Genomic DNA, 23,414 nt, shown 5'->3' with positions numbered 1-23,414 from the left:
AGCGCCAGTGGGCGTGGCCAAACCCCATAATAATCACATAGGGTAGTGGAATGAGTTTGAACTATCTGAGTTTTGAGCAGCCAATCGCTGAGTTGGAAGCCAAGATTGAAGAATTACGCTTGGTCAACCGCGGTGGCGAGTTTGATGTGGGTATGGAAGAAGAGATCACCCGGCTTAAAGGCAAAAGTGCCGAGCTGACCCGTAAGATCTTCTCCGACTTGGGCGCTTGGCAGGTATCACAATTGGCCCGTCATCCCATGCGTCCATACACATTGGACTATGTTTCTCGCATTTTCACTGACTTTGACGAGTTGGCTGGCGATCGCGCTTTTGCTAACGATAAAGCCATTGTCGGCGGCCTGGCCCGTCTGGATGATCAACCGGTGATGATCATTGGTCATCAAAAAGGCCGTGATACGGCCGAGAAAATCAAACGTAACTTTGGTATGCCTAAGCCAGAGGGCTACCGTAAGGCCCTGCGCCTGATGGAGATGGCAGAGCGTTTTAATCTGCCGATCATCACTTTTATCGATACCCCCGGAGCATACCCTGGTGTAGGCGCGGAAGAACGCGGCCAAAGTGAAGCCATTGCCCGTAACCTTAAAGTGATGTCTGGCCTTAAAGTGCCTATCATCTGTACGGTGATCGGTGAAGGTGGCTCTGGCGGTGCCTTGGCCATTGGTGTGGGCGATAGGGTCAATATGCTGCAATACAGCACTTATTCTGTGATTTCCCCCGAGGGCTGTGCTTCAATCTTGTGGAAAAGTGCCGAAAAAGCCTCTCTGGCTGCCGAGGCCATGGGCGTCAGCGCCAGTCAGATTAAGAAACTAGGCCTTATCAATCATATTATTGACGAGCCCTTAGGTGGTGCCCATCGCAATCATGATGAGACCGCAGCCAATCTTAAGGCTTGCCTTAAGCAGCAACTGGCACAGCTGAAAAAGCTGTCCACCGAAAACCTGCTAAATGAACGCTATGAGCGTTTGATGTCCTTTGGCTATTGCTGATTGAAATCGCTACACTAGGCCGCATTCGCGGCCTTTTTTATTTCTGCCATCACCTTTGTGTTTACCGCTTTTCAACGATTTCTAACACCTTATCTGAACGATAAGCCCATTTATGTGGCTTACAGCGGCGGCATGGATTCGCAGGTGCTGTTGCATCTGCTCGTCACGCTCAGGAATCAGATACCCTCCCTTAACATTGGCGCTGTACATATTCACCATGGTTTAAGTAGCAATGCAGACAGCTGGCAGGTACATTGCGCGAATATCTGCGAGCAGTGGCAGGTGTCTTTTCTGACCGCCAGGCTAAGCCTGCGTCCGGATGCAGGCGAAAGTCTGGAAGCCGCAGCGAGAAAGGCCCGATATGCAGCTATCGCCAAGCTTGTGCCGGCCAACAGCGTCGTTCTTCTTGGACATCATCTGCAGGATCAATTGGAAACCATGCTGTTGCAGCTTAAACGCGGTGCAGGGCCCAAAGGCTTAAGTGCCATGGGAAAAGAAACGCTGCGTGACGGCCATCTATACCTTCGACCGCTATTGGAAATCGAGCGCGACGATATTCTTGCTTACGCCAAGGCTAATAAACTGCAGTGGATTGAAGATGAGTCCAATGCCGATGAGCGCTTTGATCGCAACTTTTTACGCCACAACATCTTGCCTATGCTGCAATCACGCTGGCCGGCCATGGCTAAAGCAACCGCCCGCAGTGCCAGGCTCTGCGCCGAGCAGCAATCACTTCTGGATGAGGTGGTAAGCGGTTACTTACAAAAACTCAGAAGGGCCCCAACAATACTGGATATTCCGCTGTTGATGGCGCACGCCCGGGCCTGGCAGCAACAGATTATTCGCTTGTGGTTAGCCGGCTTGGATGCGCCAGCCCTAAGTGAAAAACAGCTTGATATGCTAAAAGACGAAGTATTGTTGGCGCGGGAGGATGCTAACCCCTGTTTGAGTTTTGGCGGCTATGAATTGCGTCGCTTTGATAATGCTTTATATCTGCTAAAGCAGGATGGGGTCATGAACGATTTTTCTGTGTTATGGCATGGTCAACATGAACTAGCCCTGCCGGATGGGCGCATAGTGCTCTTTAGCCGTTCATCGGATAATCAGCATCCTGATACTTTATGTCTGTCGGTGCCTGATGGGGCCATGGTGTCATTGCAAACGGGGGGATTCAGTCAACGTTTTCGCCCTGTTGGTGCGCCTCACAGCAAGCCCCTGAAGCAATGGTTTAAGCAATGGCGTATGCCGCCCTGGGAGCGCGAGAGGCTAATCATGGTCCGTGTTGATGATACTATTGCCGGCATCCTTGGCTTTGGGGCCGATCAAGCCTTTTCTCCAGTCAACCCGGGTGACGGACTGTTATGTCTTTGCCTTAAGCGGCAAGAAACTGCCTCTGACTAGGCAAAACGCAGTACATCATTGCCGGTCTGCTTGGCCCGATACAAATCCTCGTCTGCCCGCTGGAACAAACTGATGGCGTTATCTTCAGGCAAGCATTTGGCCATGCCGATAGCACATTGGGCGCGATGCCTTGCCAATAACGGGTCTTGGGCCATAGCACGGTGGATGCGCTGACTGATGCACAGCAACGAGGTACTGTCCGCTTCTTCAATCAGGCAGCAAAACTCATCGCCGCCGAAGCGAAAGGCATAGTCTGTCTCCCTTAAGCTACCGCTGATGGCTTGTGCGGTGGCAATCAACACCAAGTCGCCTTCACCATGGCCGTATCTGTCGTTGATGGCTTTGAATTTGTTCATATCCAGCACCATCAGACCAAAGGGATGGCCGTGACGACGCATTTGCCCCAGATGGCGCTGCATGCACTCATCAAAACTGGCACGATTGCCAAGGCCGGTAAGGTGGTCCTTGGTCGCCAGGCTTTTCAGCTGGGCATGGCACAACGCGTTTTTGAGTGGTTGTTGCAGGCATTCGTGCAACTCATTCAATAGACGAATGTCACGGCCGCCGACGGCGCGTTGGAAATGGTACTTGATCTGTGCACTTTGAAAGGGCTCCAGGCGACAATCCTGCAGCTGGAAATACTGGCAGCCCTGCGGTGCTCCCAGGTTAATGCAAAACTGCTGCGCACGGAACTCCAGCGCTCCCAGGTCCAGCCGGCCTTTGAGCAATTCAAAGTAATCGTTAATCAGCCACTGCAGATCCAATGTTGCACTGAGCCTTTGCGTAATCAGTAGCAACTCACTGTCACTCAACAACTTTTCCATTTGATTGAAACTAAAATAGCTTTCTGCGGCTGTGCTATCGTAAATGGGTGTCAGCTGTTCCAAGGTTTCGCTCCTGACAAATAATCGGCGCAAGGACCAAAAGCCAAATGCCTCACTGTTCATGTTGAGAAATTTGCAAAATGCATGCCTGCCCAAGAAATCAGCCGCAAAAATAAGTACAAGGCGTTGAATGGAAAGTGATTTTGTTGATGTGTTGCTATTGATGGGGCTGGCTGTCGCCAATGTCTGGTTGTTCAGGCGCGTCAATTTACCGCCAATTTTGGCCTATCTCAGCTGCGGGCTATTGGCCGGGCCTGAACTTCTCAATCTTTATGACAATCCGGACAAGATCCATTTTATTGCTGAGCTTGGCGTGGTGTTTTTGCTGTTTACCTTGGGACTGGAATTTTCATTACCTAAGATGCTGGCTATGCGTCATCTGGTATTCGGCCTCGGTTTGGGACAGGTACTTCTTACCCTTGGCGCTTTTATGGGAGGAGCCTTGCTGTTGGGCTTCTCCACGCCTCAGGCCTTTGTAATTGGCGCGATGGCGGCCTTGTCTTCTACCGCTATCGTGATTAAGCAGCTTTCTGAAATGGGAGCGATTAATACCGGCCGCGGACAAATGACGGTCAGTGTACTGTTGTTTCAAGATCTGGCGGTGGTGCCTTTCCTGATTGTGATCCCGCTTTTAGCCGCCGATGCTGGGCAAAATATGGGCGTGGTGATTGCAACGGCCGTTTTCAAAGGGGCCTTGGTGGTTGCAATTCTGCTCTCTGTGGGTAAGTGGTTGCTACCACGAATATTCAGTGAGGTAGCGCGAACCAGGACCGATGAGCTGTTTGTTCTTACGGCTTTGCTGGTCACGCTACTGGCGGCGGGGTTGACCTACCTGTTTGGATTATCCATGGCCTTAGGCGCGTTTTTAGCCGGTATGATGTTAAGTGAAAGCCAATATCGTTACCAGTTGGAAGCGGATATCAGGCCATTCAGAGACATTCTGATGGGACTGTTCTTTATTACCATCGGTATGCGTCTGGCCTTGACGCCATTGTTCGACCATCTGCACTGGGTATTGCTCGGCGTACTGGTATTGATGATTGGTAAAATTGTGTTGATTCGCCTAATTGCCTGGCTTTTCAAGTCACCGGGGCAAGATGCCTGGGCTGCCGGGATAAAACTCTGCCAGATGGGCGAATTCAGCTTCGTGTTGGCAGCTTTGGCGGTAAATCATCGAATAATCAGTCCAGAACTCAGCTCCATGCTACTGACCATTGGCGTTATCAGTATGGCGTTAACGCCTTACTTGATTCATCACAGCAAAGGGCTGGCTAAAAATCTGACCCAGCCACCGCCCGTTGAGCAGGAAGATATCGACGAGTCACATCAACGGCAACGGGATCATGCGTTGATCTTCGGGTACGGTCGGGTGGGACAAACCGTGGGGCGAATGCTGCGGGTTGAGGCCATTCCTTTTGTCGCCGTGGACGCCGACCCTATTCGTGTTCAGGAGGCACGCAGCGCCGGCGAACCGGTGCTTTTTGGTGATGGTGCCAGCAAGGATATATTGCGTGCCATTGGAGTGGGCAGTGCCAAGCTCGCCATTATTACCTTCGATGAGCACCATAAGGCCATCGGTCTGATTGGTGCCATTCAATCCCTGAATCCGGAATTGCCGATAGTAGTGCGCACCCGCAAGGAGCACCGCGCGGAAGACTTTTATCTGGCAGGGGCTTCACAGGTGATTCCTGAGATCCTCGAAGGCAGCCTGATGCTGGTATCTCAGGTGTTACATCTATCTGGCGTGCCCATGTCCAGAATTCTCAAGCGGGTAAGGGAGGAGCGCAAGGGCCACTATGGTCATATGCATGGCTTTTATCCCGGTGAAAACACCCAACTCAATATCGAAAGTCAGTCCAAGCTGGAATTTCTGCATGCGGTTATCTTAAGTCCGGACGCCTGGGCAGTGGGCAAACCGTTGCGGGAAGTGAACCTGGCGTCGGTAAAAGTGGTACTAAAAGGACTGCGCCGAAACAATCAGGAGTTTGCCAACCCTGATGCAGATACCCTGCTAAAAGCCAATGATGTACTGGTGATTGCCGGTAAGCCGCGTCGGGTTGAGCGTGCCGAGCGGTATTTATTGGAAGGCCATTAGATTTCTAAAAAACCGCGGATTTCTTCCTGGCGTTTCAGACCATCCTCATAACCTTGTTTGATCAGTGCCTGACAATACTGGCCTTCAAACAGCAAATAACTTAATAAGCTGGACTCTGAATCCGGACGAATACCCATGATGCGCATCAGGCTTCGTATGCCGCGCGGTAACCTGGCATAGTGCTTTGCGGCTATTTCGTTAAAGTTGACAGATGGGTTGATCAGCAGGCATTCCACGGGTTTAAGGTGAGTGGCCTGACGCTGCTTTTCCGGCAATAACGACAGCGTATGGTTAATCCGATACAGACGCTCTAAGTCTGAGTTTAAGGTATCGGCGAAAATGGTATCCAGCAAATGGCCAGCCACCATGGCGCTGCTGGGGTGATGCTGTAACTGATGACGTTTATCCGGTTTGGGCTGAGCCGTGCCCACAATCAGCACCTTCTCTGCGCCTAAATGGATAGGGGGGCTAATGGGTGACAACTGGTGAATGGAGCCATCACCAAAATATTGATCTTCCAGTTTTACACTGGGAAAGACCATGGGAATGGCGGAGGAAGCCATCAAGTGCTCTACATTGAGCATGGCACGTTTGCCACGGCGCTTGGCTCGTTGCCAGGGCATCAATTCCGGTTGTCCCTGAAAAAAGCTGATGGATTCGTTAGTACTGTAACTGGAGGCCGTCACACTCACGGCCTTGAGATGGCCATACAGGATATTTCTATCAATACGGGAAAGGTCCAAAGTATTTTTAAGCAGCCGCCTCAATGGTCGATTATCCAGCAAGCTTACCGGCTTATTGGCCAATTGCTCGGCGCGTAAATTCTGCATCTGTCCACTGAGCAGGTGGCTAAATACCGGCAAGAAGTCGCTGGCATACACATGGTGGGTGCGAAAATTCTTCCATACCCATTCCAGCTTGCGCACCCCAAGGTGATAGCAGGAGGCAAAGCAGGCCAGGGCCGTGGCATTAATGGCCCCAGCAGAGGTACCACAGATGATGGGAAAGGGCAGGCTATGGTTTCTAGGCAATAAATGGGTAATGGCTTTGAGTACACCGACTTGGTAAGCCGCTTTGGCTCCACCTCCGGAGAGTAACAATGCAAATCGATGCCGCTCTAGCATGTTTTATGACCTAAAGCTTATCGAAATCAAGACATTGGCCCTCGAAGGCGGCAAACAGCGATAGTGGCATCTGGCCCGCCATTACCACGCTGCGACAATGCTTCTCAATAGCTTCGACTTCATCGTCTGTGCGGAAATGATCGTGGCTGTATAAGGCCAGGCGTTTGGCTTTTGCTGCCATCGCCAACTTTACGGCTTCATCGGCGACAGAGTGTCCCCAGCCAGATTTACTTGGCATATCTGCACCAATGTATTGGGCGTCATGGATCAGTAAATCGGCATGCTCGGCAAAGGTGACCCACTCCTGGAAATGGGTGTCTTCTTTATAAGGCGGATAGAGTTCGTTGTCGGTGATATAGGCCAGTTTTGCGCCATCGGCCTGGATCAGATAAGCACTGCCTTTGCCTGGATGATTCATTAAGTAGCGACTGATTACTGCACTGCCAATGCGCCAGCTACATGTAGCCTTGTCAATGTCGATAATCTTGATATTGGCACTGAGATCCCCAAAGCTGACCGGAAAACGGCTGCCGCTCATTTGCTGGATGACGGCGTCAGGCTCTTCCGGGGAGGTCATTCCTGGCGTAATAAAGATATTACGGCCATTTTGATAAATGGGCATAAAGAACGGAAAGCCCTGAATGTGATCCCAGTGATTGTGAGAGAGCAGAAGGTGAATATCGCCTTTTTTAGCCATCAACGTCTCACCAAGCTTTTTAATGCCGGTGCCTGCGTCGAGAATGATGTCGGTGCCGTCATTCAATTCCACATGGACACAGGCCGTGTTGCCGCCGAAGCGCACAAACTCAGGCCCAGGTGCGGGAATAGATCCTCTGACGCCATAAAAGGTTACTTTCATATTCTGCCTGCTGCGTGGATTCCTTCATGCAGGCCGTCACGCTTTATGTCCTAATCGCTGGCTCTCAATCAACAGAGCGAGCGGCGTAACAGCCGACTTTAATGCTAGTGTAATGCAAAGGTGTCAGAAGGATAAGTATCGCTCAAAGTGCAATTGATTGTTTTTGCATAAGAATAGCGATAAATCTTTGAGAAGGGACAGAAAAAAGGCGCCCTTAGGCGCCTTTGTTACAGAGACTGGATAAAGGATATTACGTCATTGAGGCCGAGCATTTTCTTCTCGCCGGTGCGACGACACTTGTATTCCACCTGTTGCTCATCGAGGTTGCGCTCACCTACCACAATATGATGAGGAATTCCCAATAGCTCCATATCGGCGAACATGACACCGGGGCGCTCTTTACGATCATCGAACAGTACCTCAATGCCCGCATCGTTCAACTGCTTGTAAAGTGTCTCTGTAGCTTCCTGAATACGATGGGATTTGTGCATATTCATGGGGATCAATGCCACTTTAAACGGGGCAATGGCATCGGGCCAGATAATGCCGAATTTATCGTGATTCTGCTCGATGGCGGCGGCGACAATACGGGTCACGCCGATACCATAGCAGCCCATCGTCAGCATCTGATGCTTGCCTGACTCGGTCAGTACACCGCAGTTCATGGCCTTGGAATACTTATCTCCCAACTGGAAAATGTGTCCCACTTCAATACCACGTTTGATTTCAAGACTGCCCTGACCATCAGGTGAAGCATCGCCGGCGATTACATTGCGGATATCGGCCACTGCAGGCAGGGGCAGATCACGTTCCCAGTTGATATTGAAATAGTGCTTACCGTCGATATTGGCGCCGGCACCAAAGTCGCTCATCTGCGCTACGGTACGGTCAACAATTACCGGAATGGGGAGTTTAACCGGACCCAAAGAGCCAGGACCGGCACCAATGAGATCGCGGATTTCATCTTCTGTAGCAAAGGTCAGTGGGCTGGCCACTTGTTCCAGTTTCTCGGCTTTGATTTCATTGAGTTCATGATCGCCGCGCACCATCAGCGCAACCAGTGGGCTAGCGCAATCTTCGCTGGCACGCACAATCAGGGTTTTAACTGTTTTCTCAATAGGCAGATTAAACTGCTCTACCAATTCATTGATGGTTTTGGCATTTGGCGTATCCACCATCTGCATTTCGGCGCCAGGCGCAGCGCGCTCACCAGCGGGCGCAACTGCTTCAGCCATTTCCACGTTAGCGGCATAGTTTGAACTGTCGCTAAAGGCGATATCATCTTCGCCCGAGTCAGCCAATACATGGAATTCATGGGACAAGCTGCCACCGATACTGCCGGTATCGGCCAGCACAGGACGATATTGCAGGCCAATACGCTCGAAGATATTGCAGTAAGCCTGGTACATATCCTGATAGGTTTTTTCCAGACAGTCCTGACCCAGGTGGAAGGAATACGCATCCTTCATAATAAATTCGCGACCACGCATCACACCAAAGCGGGGACGCACTTCATCGCGAAACTTGGTCTGTATTTGATACAGATTCAGTGGCAACTGTTTGTAACTGCTGACTTCCTTTCTGACCAACTCAGTAATGACTTCTTCATGGGTTGGACCGAGCACGAAATCGCGCTGGTGGCGATCTTTGAGGCGCAGTAGCTCTGGACCATATTCTTCCCAGCGACCGGATTCTTCCCATAAATCCGCTGGTTGCACCATGGGCATCAATACTTCAATGGCACCGGCGCGATTCATTTCTTCGCGCACGATATTAGCGACTTTGTTCAGCACGCGAAGACCGGTGGGCAACCAGGTGTACATGCCCGAGGCAAGCTTGCGGATCATTCCCGCGCGCAGCATCAGCTGATGGCTGATGACTTCGGCGTCGGCAGGAGTTTCTTTTTGGGTGGACAACAAGTATTGACTGCTTCGCATGATTCTTCTCTAGTCGAATACCCGGCCGTGCCGGGCTCGGGGATTATCTGATGGATAAAAGGGCCACATTCTAGCAGTAGCCAAAGGCAGGCTAAAGACTAGAATGCGCACATTAATGCAAGGGCATTCAGGCGAGGGTAATTTCCATTACCAGCGCGCGATTGTCTGCAACTGTCCAGCGCACATTGATGTCTTCTAAACGCATGCCATAGGTTTCCTCTGCATTCTGCTGTTTTTTGTAGGCCGGACGCGGATCTTGCGCCAATACTGCCGCTATCAGATTGTGTAAATGGGCCTTATGCAGGTGCGCCATCTGTTCACTGGCCTGTTGGCTGAACTCAACTGCCATCAACGCTGGTTTGTCCTGCGCCATGCCGCCTGTGGCATCCGGCAACGCATCGGCATAGGGAATATAGGGTTTTATGTCCCAAAGGGGAGTGCCGTCCAACAAATCCATGCCGCTGACTATCAGCACGGGTTTGCCTTCGCGACTTTCCAGTCCTTGCAGCTTAACCACCGACATACCGATGCCATTGGGCCGATGGGTGCTGCGAGTGGCAAACACGCCCATTTTGGCGTTACCGCCAAGTCTTGGTGGCCTGACTAAAGGAGACCAACCGCGATCCTGGGTCTGGTGAAAGTGAAACAGTAACCAGAGGTGTGAGTAGTTTTCGATACCGCGAAAGCAGTTGATGTCATCAAACGGCGACTGAAAATGAATTTCTCCACGGGCCTCTGCCACCAGGCCGGGTTGCCTGGGAATGGCAAATTTTTCTTTGTAGGGGGTGCGGATAAAACCAATGGGACAAAGTTGCATCAATCTTTCTTGAGGAGCCGTGACCAGTTGCAAATTTACCATGTTTTTCAGGCATTCCCCTACTGATCTGTCCCCTAATTATGGATACACTGAGTCCCCAAATTTTCCTTTGTATGCCACAAAACCAGATTATTGATGTCAGTGATTGAATGACAGCAAGAAACAGGCTGCAGAGAACAAGCTTGTCGGACTTGAAATTCTTCGACTTACCCCAATATGCAAATCGCTTTGTCTAACGTATTGATCATTTAAGGAATCTTATGATCTCGGTAAAGAACCTCAGCAAAAAGTTCGGCGGTTTTACCGCAGTGGACAATTTATCTTTCGAGGTAAAACCCGGCGATATCGTCGGCTTCCTCGGCCCCAATGGTGCGGGCAAGTCCACTACCATGAAAATGCTCACCGGTTTTCTTGAGCCCTCAGGCGGTGAAATTCGCATTGCCGACATGGCCATGACCGATGCCAGCAAAAAAATCCAGAGGCGAATTGGTTACCTGCCCGAAGGAGCCCCCGCCTATGGTGATATGACACCTATCCAGTTTTTGAATTTCATCGCCGATATTCGCGGCTTAAAAGGCGAACGCAAGACGCAGCGAATTCGCGAGGTTATTCAGTTAATCGAACTGCAAGATGTGCTGGACAGGCCCATTGAAAACTTATCTAAGGGTTTTAAACGCCGTGTGGGATTGGCCCAGGCCATTTTGCATGATCCCGAAATCCTGATCCTCGATGAGCCTACCGATGGTCTGGATCCCAACCAGAAACATCAGGTGCGGGAACTGATCCAGAATCTCTCCAAAGACAAGATTGTGATCATCTCCACCCATATTCTCGAGGAAGTCACTGCTGTCTGTAACCGGGCAATGATCATTGCCGCAGGCAAGATGCTGTTTGATGCCTCTCCCGATGCACTGCAGCGAAAATCACGCTACTACAAGGCGGTTACCCTGCATTTTGGCCAACTGACTGATATTTCCGGTTTGGCGGAACTCAAGGGCGTTGCTGATATGGAAGTGGACAGGGACAGCGGCCGGGTGACCTTGTTTCCGGAGGAAGGCGTGGACTTGCTGGAGCCTGTCTCGGCTTATATCAAAGATCGTGCCTTACAGGTCGACACCCTTTATAGCGAGCAGGGCAGACTCGATGATGTGTTCAGACAAATGACGGCAGAGGTAAAAGGATAATGTCCAATATCTTGATTTTGTTTCGGCGGGAGTTCGCCAGTTTCTTTGCCACCCCGGTGGCTTATGTCTTTATCCTGATCTTTTTGATGTTAAGTGGGGTGTTCAGCTTCTATGTCGGCAATCTGTATGAGCGCGGGCAGGCTGACTTATTGCCTTTCTTTAATTTTCATCCCTGGCTTTATCTGTTCCTGGTACCGGCCATGGCCATGCGTACCTGGTCTGAAGAGCGAAAAAGCGGCACCATTGAACTACTGATGACATTACCGGTCACCACTTTTGAAGCGATGATGGGCAAGTTCCTGGCAGCGTGGTTTGTGCTTGGGTTGTCTTTATTGCTGACTTTCCCTCTGTGGCTAACGGTGAACTACCTGGGTAATCCGGACAACGGCATTATCCTGGCCGCGTATATTGGCAGTTGGTTAATGGCTGGTGCCTTCCTGGCGGTTGGGATTTGTATGTCTGCATTGTCCAAGAGTCAGGTAGTGGCCTTTATTCTGGCCGTCGTCGTTTGCTTCTTGTTTGTGCTCTCAGGTAGCAACATTGTGCTTGAAGCATTCAAAGGCTGGCTGCCGCCGATTCTGCTGGATACCCTTGCCTCTTTTAGTTTTCTGACTCACTTCGAAGCGATGGCCAAAGGCGTATTGGCCCTGGATGATGTGGGATATTTCCTGATAGCCATCGGCATCTGGCTGTATGGCGGTTTCCTGGCCATCGAACAGAAAAAGGCGGAGTAATAAAATGTCGAATAAATTGACCTCCTTTTTGGCCGGCGTGCTGCTACTGCTGGCCTTCTTTGTGTTAGTGCTGCTGAACAATCAGTTACTGGGCAGTGCCAGATTGGATTTGACCGAAAATCAGGTGTACTCGCTTTCCGATGGCAGTAAGCAGATTCTGGCTGAGATAGAAGAGCCGGTACAGTTGTACTTCTTCTTCTCGGACAAAGCCTCTAAGGGCATGACCAGCTTGCGTAACTACGCAAACCGGGTGGAAAGCCTGTTGCAGGAGTATCGCTCGGCGTCTGGTGGCAAGATCCAGCTGCATATTATCGATCCTGAGCCATTCTCCGAAGCTGAGGACGAAGCTAACCGCTTTGGATTGACGGCTGCTACTATCGGACAAGCCGGCGATGCTATTTACATGGGGTTGGCGGCACGTAATGCTTTTGATGATGAGAAGGTGATCGCCTTCTTTGATCCGCAGCAGGAGAGCTTTCTGGAATATGAAATCAGCAAGCTGATTTATCAGTTGAGCGATCCGCAAAAAGTGAAAGTGACACTGTTGTCTGATTTGGCGGTAAATGGTGGTCAAAACCCCATGACCGGGAGATTTGACCCTGCCTGGACCAGTATCAGTCAGCTGCAGCAGTTGTACGATGTGGAGCAACTGGGTACAGATGCCGATGCTATTCCTCAGGACACCGATGTACTGTTGCTTATCCATCCCAAAAACCTAAGTGATGCCTTGCAATTCAGTATTGACCAGTACGCCATGAAAGGTGGCAAAGTGCTGATGTTTGTCGATCCTCACCATGAGTCTGATCCCATGGGCGGCATGGGCGGTGCCAATAGCTCTGACCTGGAAAAGCTGTTCGCTGCTTGGGGATTCAGCTTTGATCCTGGCCAAGTGGTGCTTGATGCTGCTACTGGGTTGGATATTCGCACTCAAACAGGGGTTGCCAGACATATGGGCTTCCTGGGGCTTGGCGTTGATCAATTAGATAGCTCAGATGTGACAACCCGAGGTCTGGAAATGATCAACGGGGCATCTTTGGGTGCATTGAAGGTTAATGACGGAGCCGCTATCAAGTGGTCGCCATTGCTTCAATCCTCTTCGACCACAAGCCTGGTGGATAGCATGCGCTATGCCATGACCCGCGATGTGAAGGAGTTGGCCAATGATTTTGTCGATTCTCAGCAGGTGCATGTATTGGCTGCCAGGGTATCGGGTAAGGCTGAGTCAGCCTATGAAGAGACACCTGAAGGCGTCAATGCAGAGGATTTTAAGCAAAGTACTGACAACCTGAACGTGATTGTAGTCGCGGATACGGATCTGCTGACTGACAGGTTCTGGGTCAGCCAGGCAAATTTCTTCGGGCAAACCATCTTTACCCCCTTTGCGAACAATGGTGACTTCTTAACTAATGCAGTGGAAAACTTAGGTGGTAGCAATGCCCTTATCAGTATCCGTAGCCGCGGTACGTTCTCACGCCCCTTTGACCGGGTGCAGGAACTGACGGTTAAGGCCGAGCAAGCCTTTCGCGATCAGGAGCAGTTGTTGCAGCAGCAGTTGGACGAGACTGAGCAGCAACTGGCAGAGCTACAGGGGCAGCGTAATGATAGCGGTGCCTTAGTATTGTCTGAATCCCAGCAGCAGGCGTTGGAAGATTTTCTGCAGAAGAAAATTGAAATCCGTAAGGCCCTGCGTGAGGTACGCCATCAATTGGATAAAGATATCGAAGCACTTGGCAGTTGGCTGAAGCTTATCAATATCGCCGCGGCCCCGGTGATATTGGTATTGTTCCTGAGCTTGCTGGCCAGGTTATTGCGCCGGAAGGCTGGAGGGATGCAATGAATAAACACCTATTATCCCTGACGCTGATTGTCCTACTGGGGTTATTGGGCGGGTATTTACTGAATCAGCAAGGCGCCGATCAAGGATTGCCTGAGCGTGGACCGCTGCTACCTGAGTTGGCAGAGCAGGGCAACGCGATTCAATCCATTCGCGTACAGAACGCTCAGCAAGGAGATATCCAGGCCAAATTGCAGGATGGGCAATGGGTGCTTGCCAGCACTTTCCCTGCCGATGCAGAGAAACTGGCCGAGTTAGTGCAGGCGCTGGTGGATGCACAAAAATTGCAGCAGAAAACCGCTAATGCCGAGTACTTTCATCGTCTTGGCTTGCAGGATATTGAAGTGACAGACAGCGTAGCCAGCTTGCTCACTATTGATGCGGCCAATCAGCGTTGGCAGGTGCTGGTGGGTAATGTGCCTGCATCGGGTCATGGCCGTTATGTGCGTATGGCCGGTGATGAACAGTCCTGGTTAATCGACAAGGATTTGGACATACCGGTCACCGAGCTGGATTGGATGCGCCAGCCGATTTTGGATGTAAGCAAGGATGAAGTGACAGCATTGTCGCGCACCGACGAGCCCGGCTGGTCCATGGTGCGCAACGAACAAAGCACAGAGTTCGAACTGGCTGCCATGCCTACAGGCCGTGGGCTTAAATATGCCGCGGTGCTGTCGGGCGTAGTATCAAACCTGGTTAATTTGCATTTTGAGCAAGTACAGGCCTGGGATGCGTCCTTATGGCAAAGTTATACACCGGTTGCTGATTTTAGCCTTCAGACCAATTCAAAGGGGCAGATTAATATTCAACTGGCGCAGGCAGAGGGACGCCACTTTGTGCATTTTAACCAGGAGAGTGAAGAATCGGAGCCAGCCTACTGGCAACGATGGATATTCCAGATCTCTGATTTTTCGGCTGGACAGTTGAATAAAGTATTGGAAGATTTCCTGGCCGAGCCGCCAGCGCCACAGGACAAGCTTCCCGTAAGCAACTTGGATGAAGGGCAGTAGCTCTTCGGCTAGCAGCAAAGGCCCCTTAGCGGGCCTTTGTTATTTAACAGACTTGGTAACGGCTTTTTGACACTCTTTTAAGAGTGCAGCGAGTGCCCCGATGCCCATCTGATTGGCTTTCTCAACATTGCGCCTCGGAATACTGTCGGGATCCGGGTGATTGGCCGTAGCCCGCTCAATACTCTCTTCTCTTAACAGATGCAAAGTCGGGAGTGGAGCCCGATTGGTGTAATTGCCGGCTTCTTTAGGTGAGGCATCGTCAAAACAATAATCGGGATGGAAATGGGCAAGCTGATAGGTGCCCTCATAACCTTGGCGAGAAATAGCCAGGTTGGCTTCATCCACCATCAGTAAAAAGTCGTCAAAGTCCTCAAAGCCGGCGCTCAGCACCATTAGGGTGGTTGCTGTTTGTGGATGCTCATCCAGATATTGGCATTCATCCAACAGCCAGTCGACCACCTTCACCACTGAGCCGGTAGCCTTATGCACATAACGAATACTGTGGCTGACCACTTCGCGCTTGGCGAAGGGACAAAAATTCAGCCCCACCACCACGGTCTCTACCCAGCATTTCGTTAGCGCGATGACATCGACCTCTTCTGGCATGAATGAGCCGCTCCTTAACTGTGGAACTTCACATAGGCTTCAAGGGTATTTTCTATCAGGCTGGCGACTGTCATCGGGCCAACGCCACCTGGTACCGGGGTTATCCAGCCCGCTCGCTGCGCCGCTTCTTCAAAAGCCACATCGCCAACCAGTTTACCGTCATCGGTGCGGTTAATGCCCACATCGATAACGATAGCGCCAGGTTTAATCCATTCTCCGGGGATAAATTCAGGCTTGCCTACCGCCACAACCAATAATTCTGCCCGCTCCACATGGGATTTCAGATCTTTGGTAAATTTGTGGCAAGTAGTGACGGTACAACCCGCGAGCAGAAGCTCCAGAGACATAGGGCGACCGACAATATTCGAAGCGCCTACAATTACCGCATCCATGCCTTTGATAGGACGCTTGGTAGAATCAATCAGGCTCATAATGCCTTTAGGGGTGCAAGGACGCAGGGCGGGAATGCGCTGTGCCAGACGACCAATATTATAGGGGTGGAATCCATCCACATCTTTGTGAGGGTGAATGCGTTCCAGCACCTGCTCAGCATTGAGGCCGGCGGGCAAGGGTAGCTGCACCAAAATGCCGTCCACCTCTTTGTCTTCATTCAACTTGTCCACCAGTTCCAACAACGTCTGTTGGCTGGTATTGGCTGGCAGATCATAAGACTTGGAGAAGAAACCAACCTCTTCACAGGCATTCCGCTTACTGCCCACATAAACTTGTGACGCAGGATCGCTGCCAACCAGAATGACCACCAGGCCAGGGGGCCGTTTACCGGCACGGGTTATGGAGGCAACGTGGTTAGCCACATTGTGGCGCACCTGTTTGGCGATAAGTTTTCCGTCGATGATCTGTGCTGGCATTAGCTGAATGTTTCCGCTTTTCGAAGGGGGCGACATTCTCCCATGGGGAGACAAAACGGGCAATTCTGGACTCAACTTAGTGACGGATTTAAGCTAAAAAAAGCTCGTTGTTTAATCGCCCTGATGAAAATCTCAGCAGACGAACTTTTTACCCTTAAAAAAGGTTTGACGCTCTTGGGGCAAGCCGGTAGTATGCGCACCCCGTAGCCGCTGAGAAGTTGCTACGACAAGAAATCGGTGAGTAGCGCAGCTTGGTAGCGCACTTGTTTTGGGTACAAGGGGTCGCAGGTTCAAATCCTGTCTCACCGACCACTTCTTGTTTTGAACCTGGTTCGAAAAGCGCCCGTAGCTCAGCTGGATAGAGCAACGGCCTTCTAAGCCGTGGGTCGCAGGTTCGAATCCTGCCGGGCGCGCCACGCGACCTGCCGGATGATAACCGAAAGGGTTCAAAGCAGTAACGCCGGTAGGCACTAAAATACAATCTCCAGTGGTGGGCGTAGCTCAGTTGGTAGAGCCCCGGATTGTGATTCCGGTTGTCGTGGGTTCGAGTCCCATCGTCCACCCCACTTCCTTTCTAAATAATTTTTATCTTTCTTGCACTTAGTCGACTATGTCCATGTGTTTGTCCGCAAACCCGGGCATTTTTGCGTTTTTACGCTGGTATTGACAAGGTGCTGCCGATATAATGCCGCGTCATTTTATCAGGTCACAGTCTACCCTATTTCCTGCTCTGTCCTGTGAGGCCCGTAAAGAGGTCAATAAAACAGAGGGATAGAGGTAGCTTTTTCAAGAGCCTAGTGCGCAAAGTTGAGGTAGAAGAATGCAAGTTTCAGTTGAGACGACTCAGGGTTTAGAACGCCGTCTGACTATCACCGTGCCTGCTGAGAAGGTAGACACCGCTGTTAAGTCACGTCTTCAGCAATTGGCCAAAACCCAGAGGATCAACGGTTTCCGTCCTGGCAAAGTGCCAGTGGCTGTAATCCAGAAGCGTTACGGCCAGGCCGTACGTCAAGAAATCGCTGGCGAAGTGATGCAGCGTAATTTTTATGAAGCCATCATCAAAGAAAAGCTGAACCCAGCCGGTATGCCTTCTTTTGAAATGAAGAAGGATGTTGATGGTGAAGATCTGCAGTTTGTTGCTTCTTTCGAAGTATATCCAGAAGTTGAACTGAAGAGCCTGGACAAGATCGCTATTGACAAGCCTGTTGTGGAAATCTCCGACAAAGACTTGGACAACATGATGGAAACCTTGCGCAAGCAGCACGCCTCTTGGAAGGAAGTGAAGCGCAAGGCCAAGAAAAACGATCGCGTAACTATCGACTTCGTGGGCACAATCGACGGTGAAGAATTTGAAGGCGGCAAAGCCGAGAACTTCCAGCTGGAGATGGGCAAAGGCCGCATGATTCCAGGTTTTGAAGAGCCTATCGTAGGCAAGAAAACCGGTGAAGAAGTGGTTGTGGATGTTACCTTCCCAGAAGATTATCACGCTGAAAAATTGAAGGGTAAAGCCGCTCAGTTCGCCGTTAAAATCAATAAGGTTGAAGAGCTGGAGTTGCCTGAAGTAAACGAAGAATTCGTGAAGCTTTTTGGTATTGAAGATGGCAGCGTTGACGCTCTGCGTGCAGAAGTACGTAAGAACATGCAACGTGAGCTGGACCAGGCTCTGAAAAACCAAGTAAAAGAGCAGGTTATTAAAGGTTTGCTGGACAGCAACCCTATCGACCTGCCTAAAGCGTTGGTTGATCAGGAAATCGAGGCGCTGCGTCAGCAAGCTCTGCAACGTTTCGGTGGCCAGCAGAAAGGTCAAATGCCTCAGCTGCCAGGCGAGCTGTTTGAAGAAAATGCCCGTCGCCGTGTAAGCGTTGGTTTGCTGCTGGGTGAAGTGATCAAGCAGAACGAGCTGAAGCCTGATCAAGCGAAAGTAGATGCTCTGATCGAAACCACTGCATCTGCCTATGAAGACCCTGCTGAAGTGGTCGCCTACTACAAAGGCAACAAGGAACTGATGAGCCAGATGCAGAATGTTGCCCTGGAAGATCAGGCGGTTGATTGGCTGCTGTCTAATGCCAAGGTAAAAGAAGTTAAGAAAGCCTTCGACGAAATCATGAACAGACAGGCCTAATTTGGCTCTGTTTCGTTGACTTGTTCCGTCGTCAACTGATTAAATGCTCGGTATCTGCCGAGCATTTTTATTTTGGGAACAGAATCTTCTTATGATGCCGCACAACTCTATAGATCCAACCAATTCGCTGGTGCCCATGGTGGTGGAACAAACTGCCAAGGGTGAACGCGCTTACGATATTTATTCACGACTGCTGAAAGAGCGGGTGATCTTTTTAGTCGGTCAGGTCGAAGACCATATGGCTAACCTGATCGTTGCTCAGATGCTGTTCCTTGAATCAGAGAATCCTGATAAGGACATCTTCCTGTATATCAACAGCCCGGGTGGCTCGGTGACAGCAGGTATGGCTATTTACGATACCATGAAGTTTATCAAGCCCGATGTGAGCACTGTGTGTGTCGGTCAGGCCGCCAGTATGGGCGCATTCTTGCTGTCCGGTGGTGCCAAGGGTAAGCGCTATTGTTTGCCTAATTCGCGGGTGATGATTCACCAGCCATTGGGTGGATTCCAGGGACAGGCTTCGGACTTTGAAATTCATGCCCGTGAAATACTGTCCATAAAGGAGAAGCTCAATCGCTTAATGGCTGAGCACACTGGTCAGGATATTGAGATTGTTTCTCGTGACACTGACAGGGACAATTTCATGAGTGCCCAAGAGGCCAAGAACTATGGATTGGTGGATGAGGTGTTAACGCACCGCTTGGACGCCCGTCAGGATAAATAAATTGAGCATTTGGCCGATAGCAGTTAATACTTGTAGAAGTGATTAGCGCTGCGCCCGGTCAGACAGAGGTAAAGTGTAAATGAGCAATAATCATAGCGGGGAAGGCGATAACAAACTGTTGTACTGCTCTTTCTGCGGTAAAAGCCAGCACGAAGTGCGTAAGTTGATCGCCGGTCCCTCAGTGTTTATCTGCGACGAGTGCGTAGAGCTCTGCAACGATATTATTCGCGAAGAGATCAAAGAGATCGCGCCGAAGAAAAAGCAGAGTGCCTTGCCCAAGCCCAACGAGATCCACCGTCATCTTGATGACTATGTGATCGGTCAGGAGCATGCCAAGAAAGTCTTGGCAGTGGCCGTGTACAACCACTATAAGCGTCTGCGTAACGGTGACGTGCATGAAGGGGTTGAACTGGGTAAGAGTAATATCCTGTTGATTGGTCCTACGGGTAGCGGTAAGACTTTGCTGGCCGAAACCTTGGCGCGCTTCCTGGATGTGCCCTTTACTATGGCTGATGCCACCACCTTAACCGAAGCCGGTTATGTGGGCGAGGATGTGGAAAACATCATCCAGAAACTGCTGCAGAAATGCGATTATGATGTAGAGAAAGCCCAGCGCGGCATTGTTTACATCGACGAAATCGACAAGATTTCACGCAAGTCAGATAACCCATCTATCACTCGCGATGTGTCCGGTGAAGGGGTGCAGCAGGCCTTACTGAAACTTATCGAAGGTACCATTGCTTCCGTTCCACCACAGGGCGGACGTAAGCATCCTCAGCAGGAGTTCCTGCAGGTAGACACCTCCAAGATCCTGTTTATCTGCGGCGGCGCGTTTGCCGGATTGGATAAGGTGATTGAACAGCGTTCACATACCGGCACCGGTATTGGCTTTGGTGCAGAGGTGCGGGCCAGCAAGGACAAGTTGACGCTCAGTAAGCTATTCCAGCGCGTAGAGCCGGAAGATTTGATCAAATATGGTCTTATCCCCGAGTTTATTGGTCGTTTACCGGTTGTAGCCACACTGGAAGAATTGAATGAGGAAGCCCTGATTCAAATCCTGAGAGAGCCCAAAAATGCGCTGACCAAGCAATACGGCGCACTTTTTGCGATGGAAAATGTGGAACTGGAGTTTCGCGATGACGCCTTACATGCCATTGCCAAAAAGGCTATGGAGCGAAAAACCGGTGCGCGTGGTCTTCGCTCTATCGTAGAAGGTGTGTTGCTGGATACCATGTATGACTTGCCGGCCATGAGTGGCGTCGGCAAAGTAGTGGTGGACGAGTCAGTGATCAAAGGTGAATCCAAACCCATCGTAATATATGCCAAGGAAAAGAAGGCTGCGTCTGAGTAGTGCTCTTTTGCTTGATAAAGGCCCTTCGGGGCCTTTTTTATTGTCCCCAAAAATAAACTGATTAAAAACTCTGCAATTAACCACAAAAGGGCAAAAAATCTCATAGCTGATAAGCTTTTACTCTCGCCGCAAGCATTTTTATCCTGCTAGGATAGAAGCAGTCCCCGGGATACAGTGGCCGATTGATCTTTCAATTTGTATCCCCATATATAAACGACTTTGGTTTTAGGAAAGAAACAGTATGGCAAGTGAAACAGCCGATCGCGTCGAAATGCCGGTACTGGCGCTACGTGACGTGGTGGTTTACCCACATATGGTGATTCCCCTTTTTGTCGGACGGGAAAAGTCTATCCAGTGCCTTGAAGCGGCCATGAACAACGACAAGCAAATCTTTCTGGTCGCACAGAAGGATGCGGGGATCGATGAGCCCAACACCGATGACATTTATAAGGTCGGCACTATTGCCACTATTTTGCAGCTTTTGAAATTGCCTGATGGCACCGTCAAAGTGCTTGTGGAAGGGAATATCCGCGGCGAAATTCAGACTTATCTGCAGACCGAAGAATACTTTGTCGCTGAGGTGTTACGTCGCCAGGATCCACCTGTTGCCGATGCCGAGCAGGAAGTATTGATTCGCTCAGCTATTTCTCAGTTTGAAGGCTATGTCAAACTCAATAAGAAGATCCCTCCAGAAGTACTGACATCTTTAAGCGGTATCGAAGATGCGGCACGTCTTGCCGACACCATGGCCGCCCATATGCCACTGAAGCTGGCAGAAAAGCAGAAGGTGCTGGAAATGTCCCAGGTCAATGAACGCCTGGAATATCTGATGGCGTTGATGGAAGGTGAAATTGACCTGCTGCAGGTGGAAAAGAAGATCCGCACCCGCGTTAAAAAGCAGATGGAGAAGAGCCAGCGTGAGTATTATCTCAACGAACAGATGAAGGCAATTCAGAAAGAGCTTGGTGAATTGGATGAAACACCGGATGAGTTTGAAGCGCTAAGCAAAAAGATTGAAGCCGCCAAGATGACAGCAGACGCCAAGCAAAAGGCGATGGCAGAGCTGCAAAAGCTGAAGATGATGTCTCCCATGTCTGCAGAAGCGACAGTGGTGCGCAGCTATATAGATTGGCTGGTGTCAGTGCCGTGGTACAAGCGCAGCAAAGTGAAGAAAGATTTAGCCGCCGCCGAGCGTGTATTGGATGCCGATCACTATGGTCTGGAACGCGTCAAAGAACGCATTTTAGAATATTTGGCGGTACAACAGCGGGTACGTAAGCTAAAAGGCCCCATTCTGTGCCTTGTGGGCCCACCAGGTGTGGGTAAAACGTCACTTGGCCAATCTATTGCTAAAGCCACTGGGCGCGAGTATGTGCGTATGGCATTAGGTGGCGTACGTGATGAAGCTGAAATTCGTGGTCACAGGCGAACCTACATTGGCTCATTGCCGGGCAAGTTGATCCAGAAAATGGCCAAAGTCGGCGTAAAGAACCCGCTTTTCCTGCTCGATGAAATCGACAAGATGTCCTCTGATATGCGCGGTGATCCTGCTTCAGCGTTACTGGAGGTATTAGATCCTGAGCAAAACAGCACCTTCAGCGACCATTACCTAGAAGTGGATTACGACCTCTCCGATGTGATGTTTGTGGCCACCTCCAACAGCATGAACATTCCCGGTCCGTTGCTGGACAGGATGGAAGTGATTCGTCTGTCTGGTTACACCGAAGATGAAAAGCTTAACATTGCCAAGCGCCATCTGATCGATAAGCAGATGAGCCGTAACGGTCTTAAAAAAGGTGAATTGGTTATCGAAGAATCGGCCATTATCGGCGTAATTCGTTACTACACCCGTGAAGCAGGGGTGCGCAGCCTGGAGCGGGAGATCTCCAAGATTTGCCGCAAAGCAGTGAAGAATGTGTTACTGGATAAATCCATCAAGAAAGTGGTGGTGACCCAGGATAATCTGGCCGACTACCTCGGTGTACAGCGCCATGACTACGGTAAAGCGGATAAGAATAACCAGATTGGTCAGGTTACCGGCCTGGCCTGGACTCAGGTAGGCGGCGACTTGCTGACCATTGAGACGGCCGCTGTGGTCGGCAAAGGCAAGACCACTTTCACCGGTTCCCTTGGTGATGTGATGCAGGAGTCCATCCAAACGGCCATGACCGTCGTGCGTAGTCGCGCCAAGAAACTGGGTATTAACAGCAACTTTTACGAAAAGCGCGATATCCACGTGCATGTGCCGGAAGGTGCCACACCTAAGGACGGCCCCAGTGCCGGTATTGCCATGTGCACGGCATTGGTCTCCACCCTGACCGGCAATCCGGTGCGTTGTGACGTGGCCATGACCGGTGAAATTACCCTGCGTGGTGAAGTGCTGGCTATTGGTGGACTGAAAGAAAAATTACTGGCAGCGCATCGTGGTGGCATCAAAAGGGTCATTATTCCTAAAGAGAATGAGCGTGACCTGAAAGAGATCCCGGACAACGTCAAAAAGGATTTGGAAATTCACCCGGTACAGTGGATTGATGATGTATTAACCCTGGCCCTGGAGAATAATCCGGAAGGATTTGAGGTGGTCGAGTGGGTTGACGAGGTGGCAGAGCAGAAAAAATAGGCCTTTAGGCCTATTTTTTTGTTTTTTTTGCCGTTTCGGGGCTTTCCTGTCCCCAAAGTTGTGGTAGCCTTAGTCGGAAATCGCCTCAGGCCTTGTCCCTAAAGGGATCGCGGCGATTCGCCAAGGTTCGGTCGTGGACGTTATTTGGCTTGAAGTTCGTACACAAGCTTGTTATAACAATTTCGCAACAAATGTTTGCGGATCAGACAATATAATAACAATTGAAGGGGATGACA

18 protein-coding genes and 3 tRNA genes are annotated in these 23,414 nt (G+C 50.6%); 14 read left to right on the top strand and 7 right to left on the bottom strand.

What is annotated here, in order from left to right:
- Positions 1–50 precede the first annotated feature (50 nt).
- Together accA and tilS are read left to right on the top strand one after the other, a co-directional pair.
- Positions 51–1,007 (top strand): acetyl-CoA carboxylase carboxyl transferase subunit alpha, encoded by a 957-nt coding sequence (gene accA, locus P2G88_RS15275; protein WP_275797444.1) that lies wholly within the window; start codon positions 51–53, stop codon positions 1,005–1,007.
- Between the two features lie 57 nt (positions 1,008–1,064).
- Positions 1,065–2,408 (top strand): tRNA lysidine(34) synthetase TilS, encoded by a 1,344-nt coding sequence (gene tilS / locus P2G88_RS15270; RefSeq protein ID WP_275797442.1) that lies wholly within the window; start codon positions 1,065–1,067, stop codon positions 2,406–2,408.
- Here tilS and P2G88_RS15265 read toward each other — a convergent pair.
- A complete protein-coding gene (locus tag P2G88_RS15265) occupies positions 2,405–3,295 on the bottom strand; it encodes a GGDEF domain-containing protein (RefSeq protein ID WP_275797441.1) in 891 nt (296 codons plus the stop codon). The genes tilS and P2G88_RS15265 overlap by 4 nt on opposite strands.
- A 127-nt stretch (positions 3,296–3,422) precedes the next feature.
- Between P2G88_RS15265 and P2G88_RS15260 the strand changes: the two genes are divergently transcribed.
- Positions 3,423–5,387, top strand: coding sequence for a monovalent cation:proton antiporter family protein (locus P2G88_RS15260; RefSeq protein WP_275797438.1), 1,965 nt, complete (start codon positions 3,423–3,425; stop codon positions 5,385–5,387).
- Here P2G88_RS15260 and P2G88_RS15255 read toward each other — a convergent pair.
- The 4 genes from P2G88_RS15255 to tsaA all read right to left on the bottom strand — a co-directional run bounded on the left by P2G88_RS15255 (position 5,384) and on the right by tsaA (position 10,124).
- Complete coding sequence (locus P2G88_RS15255; protein WP_275797437.1) at positions 5,384–6,511, bottom strand: patatin-like phospholipase family protein; 1,128 nt, start codon at positions 6,509–6,511, stop codon at positions 5,384–5,386. The genes P2G88_RS15260 and P2G88_RS15255 overlap by 4 nt on opposite strands.
- Positions 6,512–6,521: 10 nt before the next feature.
- The gene (locus P2G88_RS15250) at positions 6,522–7,370 is read right to left on the bottom strand and encodes an MBL fold metallo-hydrolase (protein ID WP_275797435.1); all 849 of its coding nucleotides are present in this window, start codon (positions 7,368–7,370) and stop codon (positions 6,522–6,524) included.
- A 227-nt stretch (positions 7,371–7,597) separates the two neighbouring features.
- Entirely contained in the window at positions 7,598–9,307 is a 1,710-nt protein-coding gene (locus P2G88_RS15245; RefSeq protein ID WP_275797433.1) for a proline--tRNA ligase, read from the bottom strand.
- Between the two features lie 127 nt (positions 9,308–9,434).
- A complete protein-coding gene (gene tsaA, locus P2G88_RS15240; RefSeq protein ID WP_275797431.1) occupies positions 9,435–10,124 on the bottom strand; it encodes a tRNA (N6-threonylcarbamoyladenosine(37)-N6)-methyltransferase TrmO in 690 nt (229 codons plus the stop codon).
- A 260-nt stretch (positions 10,125–10,384) separates the two neighbouring features.
- Here tsaA and P2G88_RS15235 point away from each other — a divergent pair, with 260 nt between their 5' ends.
- Genes P2G88_RS15235 through P2G88_RS15220 form a run of 4 tightly spaced genes read left to right on the top strand, consistent with a single transcriptional unit; the run spans position 10,385 to position 14,886 of the window.
- Positions 10,385–11,308 (top strand): ABC transporter ATP-binding protein, encoded by a 924-nt coding sequence (locus P2G88_RS15235; protein ID WP_275797429.1) that lies wholly within the window; start codon positions 10,385–10,387, stop codon positions 11,306–11,308.
- On the top strand, positions 11,308–12,042 hold the full coding sequence (locus P2G88_RS15230; protein WP_275797427.1) for an ABC transporter permease subunit: 735 nt from the start codon (positions 11,308–11,310) through the stop codon (positions 12,040–12,042). Before P2G88_RS15235 ends, P2G88_RS15230 begins: the two co-directional genes overlap by 1 nt.
- Before the next feature lie 4 nt (positions 12,043–12,046).
- Positions 12,047–13,879 carry a Gldg family protein gene (locus P2G88_RS15225; RefSeq protein WP_275797425.1) on the top strand — a complete coding sequence of 611 codons (1,833 nt, stop codon included), beginning with the start codon at positions 12,047–12,049 and terminating at the stop codon, positions 13,877–13,879.
- Positions 13,876–14,886, top strand: a complete 1,011-nt coding sequence (locus tag P2G88_RS15220; RefSeq protein ID WP_275797423.1) for a DUF4340 domain-containing protein — start codon at positions 13,876–13,878, stop codon at positions 14,884–14,886. Before P2G88_RS15225 ends, P2G88_RS15220 begins: the two co-directional genes overlap by 4 nt.
- Positions 14,887–14,925: 39 nt before the next feature.
- On the opposite strand, the gene P2G88_RS15215 is transcribed toward P2G88_RS15220, so the two are convergent.
- Entirely contained in the window at positions 14,926–15,492 is a 567-nt protein-coding gene (locus P2G88_RS15215) for a DUF1415 domain-containing protein (RefSeq protein ID WP_275797421.1), read from the bottom strand.
- A 14-nt stretch (positions 15,493–15,506) separates the two neighbouring features.
- Positions 15,507–16,361 (bottom strand): bifunctional methylenetetrahydrofolate dehydrogenase/methenyltetrahydrofolate cyclohydrolase FolD, encoded by an 855-nt coding sequence (gene folD, locus P2G88_RS15210; protein ID WP_275797419.1) that lies wholly within the window; start codon positions 16,359–16,361, stop codon positions 15,507–15,509.
- Positions 16,362–16,596: 235 nt separating this feature from the next.
- Between folD and P2G88_RS15205 the strand changes: the two genes are divergently transcribed.
- The 7 genes from P2G88_RS15205 to lon all read left to right on the top strand — a co-directional run bounded on the left by P2G88_RS15205 (position 16,597) and on the right by lon (position 23,178).
- A tRNA-Pro gene (locus P2G88_RS15205) sits at positions 16,597–16,673 on the top strand.
- A gap of 27 nt (positions 16,674–16,700) precedes the next feature.
- Positions 16,701–16,777, top strand: a tRNA-Arg gene (locus P2G88_RS15200).
- A gap of 74 nt (positions 16,778–16,851) precedes the next feature.
- Positions 16,852–16,927, top strand: a tRNA-His gene (locus tag P2G88_RS15195).
- Between the two features lie 254 nt (positions 16,928–17,181).
- Positions 17,182–18,483: a trigger factor gene (gene tig / locus P2G88_RS15190; RefSeq protein WP_275797416.1), complete on the top strand. Its 1,302-nt coding sequence runs from the start codon at positions 17,182–17,184 to the stop codon at positions 18,481–18,483.
- A 94-nt stretch (positions 18,484–18,577) separates the two neighbouring features.
- Positions 18,578–19,207: an ATP-dependent Clp endopeptidase proteolytic subunit ClpP gene (gene clpP, locus P2G88_RS15185; protein ID WP_275797528.1), complete on the top strand. Its 630-nt coding sequence runs from the start codon at positions 18,578–18,580 to the stop codon at positions 19,205–19,207.
- Between the two features lie 79 nt (positions 19,208–19,286).
- Positions 19,287–20,558, top strand: coding sequence for an ATP-dependent protease ATP-binding subunit ClpX (gene clpX / locus P2G88_RS15180; protein ID WP_275797414.1), 1,272 nt, complete (start codon positions 19,287–19,289; stop codon positions 20,556–20,558).
- A 241-nt stretch (positions 20,559–20,799) separates the two neighbouring features.
- A complete protein-coding gene (gene lon, locus P2G88_RS15175; protein ID WP_275797413.1) occupies positions 20,800–23,178 on the top strand; it encodes an endopeptidase La in 2,379 nt (792 codons plus the stop codon).
- Positions 23,179–23,414: the final 236 nt, after the last annotated feature.

The organism is Aliiglaciecola sp. CAU 1673 (assembly GCF_029223185.1).
GTDB lineage: Bacteria > Pseudomonadota > Gammaproteobacteria > Enterobacterales > Alteromonadaceae > Bowmanella.
This window is presented reverse-complemented; position numbering and strand designations above follow the sequence as displayed.

Excerpts from the sequence above, each read along its gene's own strand:
- tsaA (WP_275797431.1), bottom strand. The coding sequence starts at position 10,124 with ATGCAACTTTGTCCCATTGGTTTTATCCGCACCCCCTACAAAGAAAAA.
- accA (WP_275797444.1), top strand. The coding sequence starts at position 51 with ATGAGTTTGAACTATCTGAGTTTTGAGCAGCCAATCGCTGAGTTGGAA.
- P2G88_RS15260 (WP_275797438.1), top strand. The coding sequence starts at position 3,423 with ATGGAAAGTGATTTTGTTGATGTGTTGCTATTGATGGGGCTGGCTGTC.
- P2G88_RS15220 (WP_275797423.1), top strand. The coding sequence starts at position 13,876 with ATGAATAAACACCTATTATCCCTGACGCTGATTGTCCTACTGGGGTTA.
- clpX (WP_275797414.1), top strand. The coding sequence starts at position 19,287 with ATGAGCAATAATCATAGCGGGGAAGGCGATAACAAACTGTTGTACTGC.
- tig (WP_275797416.1), top strand. The coding sequence starts at position 17,182 with ATGCAAGTTTCAGTTGAGACGACTCAGGGTTTAGAACGCCGTCTGACT.
- P2G88_RS15250 (WP_275797435.1), bottom strand. The coding sequence starts at position 7,370 with ATGAAAGTAACCTTTTATGGCGTCAGAGGATCTATTCCCGCACCTGGG.
- clpP (WP_275797528.1), top strand. The coding sequence starts at position 18,578 with ATGCCGCACAACTCTATAGATCCAACCAATTCGCTGGTGCCCATGGTG.
- P2G88_RS15215 (WP_275797421.1), bottom strand. The coding sequence starts at position 15,492 with ATGCCAGAAGAGGTCGATGTCATCGCGCTAACGAAATGCTGGGTAGAG.
- P2G88_RS15245 (WP_275797433.1), bottom strand. The coding sequence starts at position 9,307 with ATGCGAAGCAGTCAATACTTGTTGTCCACCCAAAAAGAAACTCCTGCC.
- P2G88_RS15225 (WP_275797425.1), top strand. The coding sequence starts at position 12,047 with ATGTCGAATAAATTGACCTCCTTTTTGGCCGGCGTGCTGCTACTGCTG.
- folD (WP_275797419.1), bottom strand. The coding sequence starts at position 16,361 with ATGCCAGCACAGATCATCGACGGAAAACTTATCGCCAAACAGGTGCGC.
- P2G88_RS15255 (WP_275797437.1), bottom strand. The coding sequence starts at position 6,511 with ATGCTAGAGCGGCATCGATTTGCATTGTTACTCTCCGGAGGTGGAGCC.
- P2G88_RS15230 (WP_275797427.1), top strand. The coding sequence starts at position 11,308 with ATGTCCAATATCTTGATTTTGTTTCGGCGGGAGTTCGCCAGTTTCTTT.
- lon (WP_275797413.1), top strand. The coding sequence starts at position 20,800 with ATGGCAAGTGAAACAGCCGATCGCGTCGAAATGCCGGTACTGGCGCTA.
- P2G88_RS15235 (WP_275797429.1), top strand. The coding sequence starts at position 10,385 with ATGATCTCGGTAAAGAACCTCAGCAAAAAGTTCGGCGGTTTTACCGCA.